Raw genomic sequence first — 15760 nt, 5'->3', positions numbered from 1 at the left:
GAGCAGTTTTTTTATGGCATAAATCGGCAAAAGTCCATGTCATTTTCGAAATCGTCCATTCACAATCTATTTTCACTTTGTTAGGATAGTATCCGTAAATGATAATGAGTATCAATTATATGTTGACATACATATGTAAATGATTATCATTATCAATATGAGCTTGTTAGGAGAGAATATCTATGAATAAATATTTTAAAATGTGTGCACCAGCACTTTTAGCACTATCATTAGCTGCATGTGGAACAGATAAGGCAGAGGAGTCTACTTCAACAAATAATACAACGGAGACAAGTGTAACAGAATCACAGACAGAACTAGCTAAGACACAGACAATTACGTACTTGGGTGAGAAATATGAGCTTCCAGTAGAAGTGAAAAATATTGTCGCTGCAAGTCTTGAATCTATGGAAGACGCTGCAATGCTTGGAATTAAGCCCGTAGGTGTACTTGAAGTAGGTGGCAAAGTGCCAGCATATCTAGCATCTGATTTTGAAGGTGCTACACTGGTAGGAAATAAAATGGAGCCAAATGCAGAGGCCATTCTTAATTTGGATCCAGATGTCATTGTAGGTACTTCAAAATTCCCTAAAGAAACGGCTGAAAAGTTGAACAAAATTCAAACAATGATACCTTACTCACATATTTCAACAAACTGGAAGGAAAATTTGACAGTGCTTGCACAGCTAGCTGGTAAAGAAGATGATGCTAAAAAAATCATTTCTGACTATGAGGCAAAAGTTGCTGATGCACAGGTTAAATCGAAGGAGCAATTAGCTGATAAACAAGTATTAATCATCCGTGTTCGCGGTGGTGTAATGTACATTTATCCAGCTGGTGTTTATTTAAATCCTGTTTTGTATGAGGATTTAGGTGCTCCAGTTCCAGAGGTAGTGACGACAGCTAAAGCGCAGGCAGAATTATCGCTAGAAACATTAGCTCAAGTAAATCCAGATGCAATTTTCCTTCAATTTGAGGAATCCGAAAATAAGGATACTCCTAAGGCGTTAGAGGAGCTACAAAAAAATCCAATTTTCACTAGCTTAAAGGCATCACAAAATAATGAAATTTATGTCAATACAATTGACCCGTTAGCACAAGGTGGTACGGCTTGGTCTAAGGTTAAATTCTTAGATGCAGCAGCTGAAAAATTACTTAAATAGTATACACAGGCTGGTAGTAGGTTTGGTGATATCACCAGGCTATTACCGGCCTTTTGTTCAGTAGAAGTTTGGATACTAAAATGGTATAGAAAAAGGTGTGAAAGTTGAAAAAAACAAACGTAGTGTCATTTTCAATATTAGCAGTATCTCCTCTCCTTATTGCCCTTGTGGCGCTTGTTTCTGTTATGTATGGAACAAAGGATATTAGTGTAATCACTGTGTGGCAAGCAATATCAGCATTCGATCCTTCTAATGTTGATCATCAAATTATACGGACAGGACGTATTCCTAGAATAGGCGCAGTCTTGTTAGTAGGAGCCTTTTTGGCAGTTGCGGGTGCAGTTATGCAGGGAATTACACGAAATTATTTAGCATCTCCTTCATTGATGGGTGTCAACGATGGCTCTGCATTTGTTATAACATTAGCCATTGTCTTTTTCCCAGGACTGCCTAATTATCAAATGATTTTATTGTCAATGCTAGGTTCTGCACTGGGTGCGGGCATTGTTTTTGGCTTTGGCTCGTTAATTCGGAATGGTTTATCACCAGTAAGGCTAGCCATTATTGGAACCGTTATTGGGACATTTTTAAGTAGTATAGCTACAGCGATTGCGATGTATTTTCAAGTATCACAAACAGTCAGTGCTTGGTATAACACTAAGGTACATATGGTAGATATGGATATGTTGATGCTCTCTATTCCATTTGGATTAGTTGGTTTATTATTGGCCTTACTATCCGCGAGGGCCATTACGATTACCTCGCTAGGTGAGGATATTGCAATGGGACTAGGTCAAAAAACAAAGGCAGTACGGATTATTAGTATGCTAGCTGTCGTATGCTTGACAGGGACAGCAGTTGCTCTCGTTGGGAAAATAGCCTTTGTAGGGTTAGTTATTCCGCATATTACTCGTTTTCTTGTTGGAGTAGATTATCGCTATATTATCCCTTGTGCGGCGGTTATTGGTGCCTTTTTCTTGGCGCTTTGTGATGTCCTTAGCCGCTTTGTTAATTATCCATTTGAAACGCCAATAGGAGTCTTAACAGCTTTAGTTGGTGTGCCATTCTTCTTATATTTAGTTCGAAAACACGGAGGTGAAAAACGTGCGTAAACATACCTCAAGTGTATTCTTAATGACTATGTCGACGCTTTTACTTTTGATTTTAGTTGCAAGTTATCTACATATTACAAATGGTGTTTTTGATATGTCTGTGATGGATGTCATAAAAACATTATTGCGTATTGAACCTAATCCAAAATTTGATCTTGTTATTTTTGAATTCCGCTTACCACGAATTGTCATAGCTGGGCTCGTTGGTATTGGATTAGGAATGGCGGGGGTTGTATTACAGGGTATTACGCGCAATGGGCTCGCAGATCCAGGGATATTAGGAATTAATGCTGGAGCTGGTGCCGCGGTCGTAATTTTTATGTTTTTCTTTCAATTAAAATTAGTGAGTGCAGATATGAACAGCTGGCTATCAATTTTAATGATGCCATTGTTCGGTTTTATCGGTGGAACAATTGCGGCTATATTAATTTTTACGTTTGCTTTGAAAAATGGTCATCTCGATATGCAGCGATTAATATTAACTGGGATTGCCATTAACAGTGGATTTGGCGCTTTATCATTGTTTCTATCTCTAAAAATGAGTGCGCAGGATTTTGAATCTGCAGCTATTTGGATGGCAGGTTCCATTTACAATGCGAATTGGATTTTTGCTCTTACTATGTTACCTTGGCTTGTAATTTTAGGAATTTATGTGCATAAAAAATCGTATTTACTTGATTATTTTCAGCTGGAAGAGGATAACATCACAAGTTTAGGAATTGCTGTTGAAAAAGAGAAAATGAAGCTGTTATTAGCCAGTGTAGGACTAGTTAGCGCATGCGTATCTGTATCAGGAAGTATTGGCTTTATTGGGTTAATGGCACCACATATCGCCAAGCAGCTTGTTGGTATTCAGCACCGCTATGTCATGCCAGTAAGTGCATTAATTGGTGCAGGCTTGCTAATTCTAGCTGACTTTATCGGCAAAACGGTATTCGCACCGTCTGAGCTGGCTGTTGGAATAGTAGTATCGATTATAGGAATTCCATATTTCTTGTATTTACTAGTGAAATCTAAGGCATAGGAGGAAATGGTGTGCAAACAGCGTTTAGAATGGAAAATTTGGCTTCAGGCTATGAGCAGGTTAGAGTGTTTGAAGGGTTAAATTTAACGATTGAAGAGGGCAAGGTCACAACGATTATCGGACCGAATGGCTGTGGTAAATCAACGCTTCTCAAAACAATAGGAAGAATTTTGAAAAAGCAACAGGGCACGGTATACTTGCAGGAGCAAAATATGCAAAATCTGTCGACAAAGGATATTGCACAGAAGCTAGCAATATTATCACAAACACCCGTTGCACCGGGACAATTAAAAGTCGAGGAACTTATTGCTTATGGCAGATATCCGCACCGCAACAATGTCAATCGATTAACAAATAAGGATGAAGAAATGATTGAGTGGGCGTTAACGGTCACAAACACGGTGGAATATCGAAATCGGGAGCTAGCACAGCTTTCTGGGGGTCAGCGTCAACGTGTATGGCTCGCTATGGCATTGGCACAGGAAACAAATATTTTGTTGCTCGATGAGCCGACTACGTATTTAGATATGGCCCACCAATTGGAAGTACTTGATATCGTGAAACATTTAAATGAACAGCATCAATGTACAATCGTCATGGTTCTTCATGATATTAACCATGCTGCTAGGTATTCAGATCATCTGATCGCCATGCGAAATGGTGTTATCATGCAAACAGGAACACCACAGGAAATCTTAAGCGCAGAGGTGATGCGTCAAGTCTTTAACATTGATGCACGTATTATGGAAGATCCAGCAACCAATACACCTGTATGCTATGGCTATGACATATTGAAGGAGGAAAACAAATGAATCCAACAGAAATAGATTACTCAACACAGCAAATGACTTCAAAATTGGCAGACTATACGTATGGGATTAACGTTTATGTACCAAATGAGGAAGCGCCAACGGAAGGCTTTCCGGTCATCTATGTATTGGATGGTTCTTCTTATTTTTCTCTTGTTAAGGAAGCAGTTCGATTGCAAAGTCGTAATGCGCCAAAAACGGGTATTTTACCATCCATTGTTGTTGGTATCGGGCATGGTGAAGATATGCGTGAACGACGTTTTTATGATTTTACGGCACCAGCAGAGACGTATATTTATCCCGCAAGATTTAAAGGTAAAGGGCATGAAAAGCTTGGTGGGGCAGTAAACTTTAGTCGATTCCTAGAAGAAGAACTAAAGCCAATGATTGAAGCCAACTATCCAGTAAATAAAGCACAGCAATCGATATTTGGTCACTCATTAGCTGGTTATTTTACGCTTTGGCAATTATTTCACCATCCAACAAGCTTTCAACATTACCTGGCTATCAGTCCTTCCATCTGGTGGAATGAGCATGAATTAGTCCCATGTGCCTCAGTATTTTTAAATGAGCATCAGGCTATGAAGGAAACATTGTTTATTAGTGCTGGTGAACTGGAAACCTTTATGGTGGATGATGCACGACAAATGGCAACAATACTTGAAAAAGTAATGAAGGTTGATTTTTATGAAGCTTTAAACGAAAATCATGCATCTGTTGTGCCTACAGTTATGAGTAGAGCCATACGTTTTGCTTTTACAAATGAATAAACAATAGCCGCATTATCTATTGGTAGTGCGGTTTTTTATTTTCAAGAAGTTTTGATTTATAAAATACTTGAAGGAAACTCATAATAAAGGAAATTTGGTAAAACGTCTGGGATTAATGGAGGCGCTGTATGCAAAAAATTAAAAATTTAATCAACCCAGTATTTATTATTTCTAGTGGAGCCATTTTATTTTTAGTAATGATTGGGGCAATAATACCGGAACAGTTTAAGAATGGTGCGAACAGCGTCTTTCATATGACGACGGATTTTTTTGGTTGGTTTTACTTAATGGCGGTCTTTATAATCGTGGTTTTTCTATTTGGCTTGGCGATTAGTAAATATGGCACTATTCGGTTAGGAGCAGAAGATGGTCGACCAGAATTTAGCTTTCTCACATGGATTTCTATGCTCTTTTCTGCAGGTCTAGGGGTTGGATTAGTCTTTTGGGGAGTAGCTGAACCAATGAGTCATTACTTTTCACCGCCCTTTAGTGACACAACACCTCTAACGACAGATGCAGCGCGACTGGCAATGGGTTATTCTTTCTTTCATTGGGGAATCAGCCAATGGTCTGTTTATGCTATATTGGGGCTTGTCATGGCTTATGTGCAATTTAACAAAAAAAGAAATATGCTCATCTCTACCGCTTTAGAGCCTGTAACGGGGACAAATCGAGTCGTGAAGGGCACAATTGATATTTTAGCGGTTATTGCTACAGTTATGGGGGTAGCTACTTCTATTGGCTTGGGCGTGCTCCAAACAAACGGAGGTTTAAGCTTTGTCTTTGGTTTACCTAATACATTTCTCATACAGGTAGCCATTATTCTTATCATGTTTATTGGCTATATGTTCTCTGCCACTACGGGCATTCAAAGGGGAATGAAAATCCTAAGTAATGTCAATATGATGCTAGCGATTGTTTTACTGCTATTTGTCTTTATAACTGGCCCAACAGTTTTTATTATGGAAACCTTTACACTAGCAATAGGGGATTATATTTCAAACTTCATTCAATACAGCTTAAGGATGCAACCGTATATCGGGGGGACTTGGGTGAAGGATTGGACGATCTTTTATTGGGCGTGGGCGATAGCATGGTCGCCCTTTGTTGGTTCTTTTATTGCCCGTGTATCTAAAGGAAGAACGATTCGAGAATTCATTGTTGGCGTATTAATTATTCCTCCTCTTATTGCTTGTTTTTGGATTGCTGTTTTTGGAGGAACTGCCATGTGGTTCGACCTGCATAAAGAAGCTGAAATTGCGCAAACCGTTCATAACGACGTAACAGTGGCCTTGTTTCAAATGCTAGAGTATTTACCTCTTTCAATGATAGCTTCTTTTATTGGAATTTTGCTCATTTTCATTTTCTTAATTACATCAGCCGATTCAGCTACTTTCATTATGGCGAGTATGACGACAAGGGGGTCTTTAAACCCGACAGTACTATCCAAGTTAGTATGGGGTATATTGATGGCCTCTATATCAGGTGTTTTATTGTATACAGGTGGGCTGGATGCACTACAAACAGCCTCATTAATTGCCGCGTTACCGTTTACAGTCCTATTACTGTTGTTAATGATTTCTTATATTAAAATGATGAAGGAAGAGATTGTTCCTCTGAAGAAAAAAGACATTCAACGATTGAAGATAGCAAGGAAGCATCTTGAAAAAGAAGCAAAAGCCAAAGAAAAAAAATAAGGTGATAAGCTGTATTATTCTTTGATGAGTAATACAGTTTCTTTTTGTGTTATTGCTATTTGGTATTTTAATGAACGGAATTGTCTGTAATAATTGAGGGTAAAAAGAATTTTTTTAGGGGATGGGGGTTGTCGTGAGAAGATTTGTCCTTATATGTATGATGCTGTTAGTGGTAGTAGTTATACAAATATAGGTAAAATTGTAATAACAGAGAATGCCCCAGATTTTTTGCAAATAAGTGATTTTGCAGCTATTAATTGGAATGAAAAAGCAGTGAATTTGGTGATAGAGCCATTATAGGTAATGCCAATAAATCGGGTGTTATTGGTGCTAGTATGCAAAGTATGAGCCCACAAAATGGATGTGGCATCTTTGAAGAATTGAAGGAAATGGTAATACAGAGTTAACAGTTGTAGGATACTATAGAGATTCTAAAACTAACCAGTCTATTTTAGTTGGCGGATGGAGCACAGGTCTTAGCGGGCCAGCAAACGAAGCAGATGCTCATAGCCCTTTAAGCGTAAAAATTCCTAGTCCTGGAAAAGGGCTGTTTTACTGATACAAATGGAAAACACTTTGATACGTTGATTGTTGATATCCAGGAATAATAATGACCTAAACATTTTGGAAAAGTAAGAGGGAAAAATGGAGGAGAGCAATTTGATTGATTTACGATATCCCATTGGGGAGTTTCAATGTCCAAAAGAAGTGACATCACAGCAAGTAAAAGAATGGATGGGAGATATTTACCTATTACCAAAGCAGCTTAAAGAAGTATTAAGTGAAGCAAGTGAGCAGGCATTGGCAAAATCGTATCGTGAAAATGGTTGGACCGTTAGACAGCTAGTCCATCATATTGCTGATAGTCATATGAACAGCTATACCCGTTTTAAGCTAGCACTAACAGAGGATGTACCAACGATTAAGCCATACAATGAGGCTGAATGGGCAATGCTCCCAGATTCAGAAATGCCAATAGCAACTTCGCTGACATTAATTGAAAGTTTACATGAGCGTTGGGTTTATTTACTGACAAATTTAACGGATGAACAATTACAACGAGCTTATAATCATCCTGATTCGGGGTTAACAACATTGGAACAAGCAGTAGGTTTATATGCATGGCATGGCAAACATCATTTGGCACATATCCAGCATGCATTAGCATTTTAGCTACATAAAAAGTAGACGATTTAGTTAAAATCGCCTACTATAATTTAATTATTAGGTTTGAAAAGATACTTATAACTTTAAGAGTTAGCGTTATTTACTTATACAATAGTAATTCCTGCACTTGCGTTACCAGTAAGAGTAACCAGAACAGTAGCTCCTGAAGTAGTCATGGAGAACACCATTAATAAACGATCACCAGTAGTTACTGGCACTGATACGTTGGCACTACCGCTTGCAATTGCACCAGCTAATAATGCTGCTAATGGTAAAGCTGGAGTTAAATCAACAAATGCTGCAGTAGGGCTGAAAACATTGCTTCCTTGAACTGCACGGTAAATTTGTGCTCTCACTGTAGCTGTTCCTGTTAGTGTTAAAGCGGCAGTTGCTGAAATTGTTGCAGCAATAGATGTAATTGTTCCTGGACGTGGAACAGTAAAAGCTTCTGTGGCAAGAGAACTTGTTAAATCAATATTAACGCCAGCAAGAGCTACACCTGGAACAGATGTACCAAAACCAACAAGGCTTACAGTACTAACTAAACCAGTTGCAAGAGATACTAATACAACAGGAATTGTTCCTGAAGAAAATGGGATAATGGAACCTGTAGCTGCTGGTGGAGTAATACATGCCGCATCAATACCGATAAATGGTCCAAGGGCAGTACAATCACCATTGCCTTTAGAGCAACCACACATTGAGTTGTTAAAACACATTTTTACACCCCCTTTCTTCATTATTCTATTCATATGTGAAAAGGGGGGAAGGGCAAATATCTACCTCTCCTATAAATTCAATGATTTCATAAAATCAATTTTCTATTGAAACAAAAAGACATCCACTATGTGTTTTCATACATAGTGGACGTCTTATAAAGTGATAAATTTAACTCCATCTTTTAAAGAAATCAAAAAATGAATTTTTTCCCTTCTTATTTTCTTCCTCAATCGGCATATTTACAGGATCAGGTTGCTTATTTTCTTCTTCCAGGGATGGATGAACCTCATAGACTGCTTCAGAATTATACACTTCGACATACTCTTCTGTTTCGATTGAAGGAGAATGATGTGTTTCAACTGTGTCAGCTGGCTGTGCTACTGTTTCTGAAATGACTTCGTTGAGAGGCTCACTAGCTATTGCAGTAGTGTCTTCACTAACTGTCTTGCTAAGTTTCTCTGAATTAACCTGTTCAAACGATCCTTTAGTTACTTCGGAAATCTCATGGTTGTTACGTTCATTTTCCGTTGGCACAGCCTCTGTAGGATCATCTAATTTTTCGGTTCCAGTACTCGATTCATGAACAATAGTTGATAGTAAATGATCATTCTCGATGTTTTCCTCACTTAAAGTGGGCTGTACAGCAGATGGATCATAAACACTTACTGGAACTTCCTTTGCATCCGTGGCATTTTTAAAATGGAAGGTGGATTCAACTGTCGTGTTTCTGAATAAACCATTGTATATATGGCTTGGATGCGTATTAATGGATTGAAAATATTGCTGATTAAAATGCCGCTCTTCTGGTTTAGCTACCTGCTGGTCATTGTGAGGAGGTGGAGCCCCATTATTATTGACATTTTGTTGGTGGTTTATGGCTTTACCTGCCAAACTTTGTAATAGTCTATAAGATGGTTGTGCTGATGTTATCGTAGTTTTATCTGCTGTCTGTGTCATTCTAGGTTGTTGTCTAGGCAAATGAGTAGCCGAAGTTTGAGAAGGCATTTTAATGGCGGGAGAAATGGTTGTTGTATCATTTCCTTCAACAGTTAATAATTTGTTTAAAACTGCTAAAATTTCTTGATTCATTTCTTCCATGGTTTGATTCAGAGACTCAATCTGTATGGAAAGAAGCCTTATTTGATCATCATATCCTTTTATATAGGAATTTTGCTTAGTATCCAATGTCTCTGTAATCCCCTCTAAATGGGCTATCTGTGTTTTCAGTCCATCAAACCCCTGCTTCATATAAAGGAAATCTTCAATTGACGATCCCGTTTTTAATGATGATAACGATTCTCTATAGGTTTCAATTTTTTGCTTTAAATTTTCAATTTCTTGAGTGGTATACAATTTTGACTCCTCCATTGTAGTTCACCCCTTTCATTCCATTATTAGTTTATTAAAAATATTGACTTTCTGTTACAAATATACCTGTTCCTTCAACATTTTAGTTCTTATTATAAAGAAAGAACTGTAAGACAAAATGATTGTCGCTGATTTTTATAAATATCCAATGTAACTATTTATTAGCCCATGCACTTATAGCTGAAAAACATATGCTACAAACGAAAGATAAAAAACTTATGGAGGTGTCAAAAGGATGCAAGAACATATGCCATCCCAGGCGCAGGAACTGATTTGTATAAATGTTGATAAGGTATATGACTGGATTGTAAAGGAAATGTCATTTGATATTTCACCAACTGGAGCAATTACATTCCCAGGCGTAACAGCAGCTACTGACTTAACAGGTGCTATTGTTACATGTCGAGTAATTCCAGCAGCTACAAATCCAATTGTGATCCTAAACCGTGAGAATCGCCAATTCTCTATCGATGGATCAACTGTTTGTCTACAACATTTAAATATTCAAAAGAATTTCATTCTTACGATCGTTGTTACATTACCAAATGGAACAATGTTCACAAGCGCAGAGATTCCTGTTTCACGCTGTGAGCAAGTGACATTATGTGCACCTAAGGGTACAGATGTAGAAATTCTATATACAGATTTAGATTGCTTCGTTTGTACAACTGGTACACTTACAGCTGCAGCAGGTGCAATTACGTTTTCTGCGTTAACAATTACTGTTGCTGTTTGCCAAAGCATTCAATCAACATTCCCAGTTACTGTGGAATTTTTAGCAACTTTCTGCGAACCAAGAGCAGATTTACCATTCACATGTCCAACTGCGGTTCGTCCACAACAATGCCCAGTTATTTTCCCAACTGTTGGTTAGTAGTGCTAACAAATAGAGGAAAGTCATATCATGAAGAGAGGGTTATCCTCTCTTTTTTTTTATGAATCATAGTAAGGGGGCATTAAGTGATAACACGAATAGAAGACAAGATACAAGCGGTGAAAGAACAGACAAACATGTATGTTCAAGAAATAAAAAAGCTGGTAGAAGAGCTAGCAGTTCAAAATAAGATTAGTCTAATCAGTTATTTTACATCCTCGTTCAATATATCCTATGACTCTGAGCAAGAAAGTCTTTGTTTAGGCTCCTACCATATTCGTAATATTGGTCAAACACCCGTCACAAATCCATATCTATGTATTAAATTACCGAAAGATTCTCCGTTTTATTTCTCGGGAAGGTATGTTCACGAAAATTACACACCTACTTTAAAGACACAGGGGCAAAGTAATTGGGAACGTTTTAATGACAAGTCTAGTAAAGAGGAATATTGGCTTAGACCAGTAGGGAAGTCCACCATCGAACCAAATGAAACGATTTCATTTACCAATTTTCAAATTAAATGGTCCCATAATTTATCGTATTCTGGCACTATTATGGGTTTTACATATTGTGATCAGCTAACAGATGGTGTGGTTGTGTTAAACCCAATTAATCTCAATGGAATTAGTCAAACGCAGGAGGGAAACAGTGGTGGATCATGAAAAACAAGAGCTTAGTAGCGTAATCCAACAATTGCTGAAGGACCAGCTTAACCGCCGTAATGTACAAGATAATAGCTTTGCCTTTCTTGAAAAAGATACATTGCAACAATTAATTGGCTATCTTGTCTCTGGGGAAAAAAATAATATCTTTGAACAACATGAACATTCGAAGCTACAAACAAAGTGGTTAAAACAACTAGATGAGGTGTTAGATGACAGTAAAGCACAGTTTGAAGAAGTCATTGAAATTCTAAAAAGTTTTTCAGGCTAGGAGGTGCAAGGATGGACAACGATATTGTCAAAAACAATGATCCTCTACAGCTCCAACAAATGATAATTTTTTTAAGGGCCGAATTAGCCAAATATAAAAATGAAGTGAAAAGGCTAAGGGATAGTGATTATTATGCATTAGTGCTACGGCTTGAACGGGAAAATATACAATTAACAAGACTCAGAAAAGATCTCTCGATGGAGCTATTAAAGTTGAAGAGAGATTTTGATAAGGAATTGGAAGCATATGATGAAGAGATACAAAAACGAGAGTTACAAAGGAAAAAACAAATTACTTCGATAGAGTCCTTATTAAAAGAGCTAAATGAGTTGCGAGCAGAAAATAAGTTATTAAAGGACAGCGTTAACGTATCTAATGAAGATAAAAACTATAGGTCAATGATTGAAGGGCTTGATAAAAGATTACATGACTTTACCATCGTTACAGGTGGACAAATGGAACGTATCGTAGAGACAATAGAACAATCCTATAGAGACAAAGTAGAGACGGACAGCCTATGTCAACAATTAGTCAAAGAATTAGAGACGAAAAATCAAGAAATCGAAAAACTAACGAATGAGATAAAAGGCTATAAAAATCAAACTGATGACAGTAGAGTAAAAATGAATGGATCTATTAATCTAGACGAGCAGATCGATTATAGATTACGAATGCTTGATGAACTCGATCAAAAATTGAACGAGCTTGCATTCGAAATAAATAGAGAATAGATGGGATAAAACACTGTTTCTAGGGGGTAAGCATACCCCTTTTGAAACAGTCCCCAATTAATTAACTACTGCTAAATTACTTTGTTTCACGATGTAAAGTAGTTCGTTTTAAGCGAGGGGAATACTTTTTAAGCTCCAATCTCTCTGGATTATTACGTTTATTTTTCGTCGTGATATAGTTTTTATCACCAGTTTCTGTGCAGGCTAGAGTTATTTGTACGCGCATAATTATGCCTCCTTTTAAATAGTAATGATTACGATTTAAACAATATATTTTAGGTTGTAAATTGTCAAGTTTAATTTCGTATATAATAAAAAGCTTTGCATTTTATAAAATTATATGTTTTAATTACAAATTGTAAATAGTAATTATTACGATTTAAGGAGTTGGAGAGATAACAATGAAAATACCTGTGACTGTATTAAGTGGATACTTAGGTTCTGGTAAGACCACAATGATGAATCATGTATTGCAAAACGAAAAGGATTTACGTGTTGCTGTTATTGTGAATGATATGAGTGAAATTAATATTGATGCTGAGCTTATTGCAAATGGCAGCGGTATCTCACGAACAGAAGAGAAATTTGTGGAGTTATCCAACGGCTGTATTTGTTGTACATTGAGAGAAGATTTATTACAGGAGGTGGAACGTCTTGCGAAGCTTGGCAATATTGATTATATATTGATTGAATCGACAGGTATTAGTGAGCCGATTCCAGTTGCACAAACATTTAGCTATTTAGATGAAGAGCTCGGCATAGATTTAACGAGATTTTGTCAATTGGATACGATGGTAACGGTCGTAGATGCGCATCGCTTTTGGCATGATTTTCAATCAGGAGAGAGTTTATTAGAGCGTAAGGAAGCAATTGGTGAATTAGATGGACGGGATGTTGCAGACCTTCTTATTGATCAAATAGAATTTTGTGATGTCCTTGTATTAAATAAGTGTGACTTAGTTTCAATAGAAGAGTTAGAACGGTTGGAGGGTATATTGCGCGCACTACAGCCCGAGGCAAAAATAATCCGAACGGTTAATGGTGAAATTGATTCTACTGACATTTTGAATACAGGCCGTTTTGACTTCGAGCGTGTATCAGAATCAGCTGGCTGGTTAAAAGAATTAGAGTTGGGGCATGAAAACCATATGCCGGAGACGGAGGAGTACGGGATATCTTCATTTACCTATACAAGTAGAAAGCCATTCCATCCGATGCGCTTTGTCGAGTGGTGTGACCACATGCCCCAATCAATTGTGCGGGCAAAGGGGATTGTTTGGAGTGCTAAACATCAAGATGTTGCGTTATTGCTATCACAGGCAGGTTCATCTGCAAAAATTGAACCTGTTTCTTATTGGGTAGCTGCACTACCAAAAGCTCAGCAGGAAGATGTTTTCCAACAAAGTCCAGAGGTGTTGGAAGACTGGGATAGCGAGTTTGGAGATCGCATGACCCAACTTGTTATTATTGGTATTGACTTAGATAAAGAACGTATTTTCAAACAGTTGGACAGCTGTTTATTAACAGATGAAGAGTTTCGTAACCCGTGGGAACAACTACAGGATCCGTTTAACTGGGAATGGCATTAATAAAAAAGAAGATTTCGGCTACGACTCCGAAATCTTCTTTTCAAACACTCGATTATAATTAGTGGCATCTCGTAAAGCCTTTTCTTCTATTGGGATTCGTACAGATAGCATTGTAATGTTTAATAGTGTAAAGCAAAACGCTGTAAAATATGCCTGGAACATAAGAGGTAGAAGGAGAATTTCCAAGCAAACGACGGCATAATTAGGGTGGCGCATAAATTCGTAGGGACCTTTACGCACAACTTGTGCGTGAGGTAGAATGAGAATCTTTGTATTCCAAAATGTTCCCAAAGAACGGATACACCATATACGCAATGCCTGAACGGCTACAAACAAAATAAAAAGTAATGGGAATAAGGGCGAAATACCATTGTTATTTGTTACTACTTCAACAATTAGAAACAAGAAGAAACTAATATGCATAGTGACCATATAAGAGTAGTGAGAGTTACCTACCTCATAAGCTCCCTGAGAAAACATCCATTTCTCGTTTCGTTTAGCAATGAAAACCTCTGTCAATCTTTGTAGAATGACAAGCGTCACAATTAAATAGAAGATCATGCTACTCCCTCCAGTTTAATAATACAGCTTCTGCACAAAAACCAGGGCCAAGAGCGACGAGTAAACCTGTATCCCCCACTTGTCCTTCATGTAACATAAATTGTTTTAACACGTATAACACGGTTGGCGAAGACATATTACCATGTTGTCGTAATATTTCCCGAGAAATGTCGGTTTTTTGAGAAGAAAGATAAAGAGTGTCTTCATAGGCTTTTAATACTTTTTTTCCTCCAGGATGTGCAATGAAATGAGTAAGCTGTTCACTGTAAATTCCTTGTTCCAGTAAAAACTGTTCAATATATGGTCCAAGCCAACTAGTAATAATAGCCGGAATGCTTTTTTGAAAAATGACATGAAGCCCATTATTTTTAATGTCCCATCCCATTACATTTTCTGAATTAGGCATCCATTTAGAGCCTGTCGCTAGAATAGCTGGTGATGGTTTTTTTGTATCAATCATGATTTCATCGCCACACACGAGCATACAGGCAGCACCGTCAGCAAAAAGCGAAGCCCCAATTAAATTACTTTTAGAAAAATCGTTTGGCTGAAATGTGAGGCTACATAATTCAACACAAACAACAAGCACCTTTGCATTTGGGTGTGCTTTACAAAAATCAAAGGCTCTGCTAACACCCGCTGCTCCTCCCGCACAGCCTAAGCCCCATAATGGAATACGTCTTAATCGATCGGAAAAAGTAAGCTTGTTCATAATACGAGCATCAATGCTAGGTGTTGAAATTCCCGTACTACTAACAAATATGATGGCATCGATTTCTTCAGGAGAAATGGGTGAATGTAAGAAGGCTTCATTTTGTAAGCATGCCTGAATGACGCTTACGCTGTATTGTGTAGCTAGTTCAATATATAAATTATTTCGCTCCTCAAATGAGTGATTTGTACGATGCCACTCAGGTGGTACACAAAAATGACGTGTTTCAATTCCACCATTTTCGAAAACCTTTAGATAGCGTTCTAATTTTGGGATTTTTTCGTAGAAAAGCTCTTTTGTTAGTTCCTCTGCATTTGATTGCTGTAATGTGTAAGGTGGTTGATGTGTGCTAATAGAAATGATTTTAGGCAATTCAACATCTCCTCGCATTTATTGGTCTTGTACATTCTATGCGTTGAGGAAGTAGATACATGCTTATAATATTGTATTTGACAATTTCTAAAATTTTGTATATATTGGTAACAACTAAATGGAAAGTAGGTGATGTGACATGATGAATAAATCTA

Annotated in this window: 17 protein-coding genes; 12 read left to right on the top strand and 5 right to left on the bottom strand. The window is 37.6% G+C overall.

The window, feature by feature from the left end:
* Nucleotides 1–182: 182 nt before the first annotated feature.
* The 7 genes from ACE1MS_RS21115 to ACE1MS_RS21085 all read left to right on the top strand — a co-directional run bounded on the left by ACE1MS_RS21115 (nucleotide 183) and on the right by ACE1MS_RS21085 (nucleotide 7748).
* Entirely contained in the window at nucleotides 183–1163 is a 981-nt protein-coding gene (locus ACE1MS_RS21115) for an ABC transporter substrate-binding protein (protein WP_031416602.1), read from the top strand.
* 104 nt (nucleotides 1164–1267) lie between these two features.
* Nucleotides 1268–2275: a FecCD family ABC transporter permease gene (locus ACE1MS_RS21110; RefSeq protein WP_036162397.1), complete on the top strand. Its 1008-nt coding sequence runs from the start codon at nucleotides 1268–1270 to the stop codon at nucleotides 2273–2275.
* 28 nt (nucleotides 2276–2303) lie between these two features.
* Entirely contained in the window at nucleotides 2304–3299 is a 996-nt protein-coding gene (locus ACE1MS_RS21105; protein ID WP_012295919.1) for a FecCD family ABC transporter permease, read from the top strand.
* 29 nt (nucleotides 3300–3328) lie between these two features.
* Nucleotides 3329–4111, top strand: a complete 783-nt coding sequence (locus ACE1MS_RS21100; RefSeq protein WP_012295918.1) for an ABC transporter ATP-binding protein — start codon at nucleotides 3329–3331, stop codon at nucleotides 4109–4111.
* Nucleotides 4108–4878, top strand: a complete 771-nt coding sequence (locus ACE1MS_RS21095; RefSeq protein WP_036164871.1) for an alpha/beta hydrolase — start codon at nucleotides 4108–4110, stop codon at nucleotides 4876–4878. Before ACE1MS_RS21100 ends, ACE1MS_RS21095 begins: the two co-directional genes overlap by 4 nt.
* Nucleotides 4879–5006: 128 nt before the next feature.
* Complete coding sequence (locus ACE1MS_RS21090) at nucleotides 5007–6575, top strand: BCCT family transporter (RefSeq protein ID WP_447402599.1); 1569 nt, start codon at nucleotides 5007–5009, stop codon at nucleotides 6573–6575.
* 645 nt (nucleotides 6576–7220) lie between these two features.
* Entirely contained in the window at nucleotides 7221–7748 is a 528-nt protein-coding gene (locus ACE1MS_RS21085; protein ID WP_012295914.1) for a YfiT family bacillithiol transferase, read from the top strand.
* Between the two features lie 98 nt (nucleotides 7749–7846).
* Here ACE1MS_RS21085 and ACE1MS_RS21080 read toward each other — a convergent pair whose 3' ends face one another.
* Nucleotides 7847–8461 (bottom strand): exosporium glycoprotein BclB-related protein, encoded by a 615-nt coding sequence (locus tag ACE1MS_RS21080; RefSeq protein ID WP_031416594.1) that lies wholly within the window; start codon nucleotides 8459–8461, stop codon nucleotides 7847–7849.
* Between the two features lie 169 nt (nucleotides 8462–8630).
* Nucleotides 8631–9830: a hypothetical protein gene (locus ACE1MS_RS21075; protein ID WP_197150602.1), complete on the bottom strand. Its 1200-nt coding sequence runs from the start codon at nucleotides 9828–9830 to the stop codon at nucleotides 8631–8633.
* A 235-nt stretch (nucleotides 9831–10065) separates the two neighbouring features.
* Between ACE1MS_RS21075 and ACE1MS_RS21070 the strand changes: the two genes are divergently transcribed.
* From ACE1MS_RS21070 to ACE1MS_RS21055, 4 genes are all read left to right on the top strand, one after another.
* The gene (locus ACE1MS_RS21070) at nucleotides 10066–10704 is read left to right on the top strand and encodes a BMQ_0737 family morphogenetic spore coat protein (protein WP_012295911.1); all 639 of its coding nucleotides are present in this window, start codon (nucleotides 10066–10068) and stop codon (nucleotides 10702–10704) included.
* Between the two features lie 86 nt (nucleotides 10705–10790).
* Entirely contained in the window at nucleotides 10791–11369 is a 579-nt protein-coding gene (locus ACE1MS_RS21065) for a hypothetical protein (RefSeq protein ID WP_036217671.1), read from the top strand.
* The gene (locus tag ACE1MS_RS21060; protein WP_230584499.1) at nucleotides 11359–11640 is read left to right on the top strand and encodes a hypothetical protein; all 282 of its coding nucleotides are present in this window, start codon (nucleotides 11359–11361) and stop codon (nucleotides 11638–11640) included. Before ACE1MS_RS21065 ends, ACE1MS_RS21060 begins: the two co-directional genes overlap by 11 nt.
* Before the next feature lie 11 nt (nucleotides 11641–11651).
* Nucleotides 11652–12371 carry a hypothetical protein gene (locus ACE1MS_RS21055; protein ID WP_447402598.1) on the top strand — a complete coding sequence of 240 codons (720 nt, stop codon included), beginning with the start codon at nucleotides 11652–11654 and terminating at the stop codon, nucleotides 12369–12371.
* Nucleotides 12372–12447: 76 nt separating this feature from the next.
* On the opposite strand, the gene rpmG is transcribed toward ACE1MS_RS21055, so the two are convergent.
* Nucleotides 12448–12597, bottom strand: a complete 150-nt coding sequence (gene rpmG, locus ACE1MS_RS21050; RefSeq protein ID WP_012295907.1) for a 50S ribosomal protein L33 — start codon at nucleotides 12595–12597, stop codon at nucleotides 12448–12450.
* A 175-nt stretch (nucleotides 12598–12772) separates the two neighbouring features.
* On the opposite strand from rpmG, the gene ACE1MS_RS21045 reads away from it, so the two are divergent.
* On the top strand, nucleotides 12773–13960 hold the full coding sequence (locus tag ACE1MS_RS21045) for a GTP-binding protein (protein ID WP_012295906.1): 1188 nt from the start codon (nucleotides 12773–12775) through the stop codon (nucleotides 13958–13960).
* An 18-nt stretch (nucleotides 13961–13978) separates the two neighbouring features.
* On the opposite strand, the gene ACE1MS_RS21040 is transcribed toward ACE1MS_RS21045, so the two are convergent.
* The gene (locus tag ACE1MS_RS21040) at nucleotides 13979–14521 is read right to left on the bottom strand and encodes an isoprenylcysteine carboxyl methyltransferase family protein (protein WP_012295905.1); all 543 of its coding nucleotides are present in this window, start codon (nucleotides 14519–14521) and stop codon (nucleotides 13979–13981) included.
* 1 nt (nucleotide 14522) lies between these two features.
* Nucleotides 14523–15605, bottom strand: a complete 1083-nt coding sequence (locus tag ACE1MS_RS21035; protein ID WP_031416591.1) for a type III polyketide synthase — start codon at nucleotides 15603–15605, stop codon at nucleotides 14523–14525.
* Nucleotides 15606–15760: the final 155 nt, after the last annotated feature.

Source organism: Lysinibacillus sp. fkY74-1 (assembly GCF_053165895.1).
The sequence above is the reverse complement of the archived record's forward strand: the minus strand, read 5'-3'. Positions and strand labels throughout refer to the sequence as shown.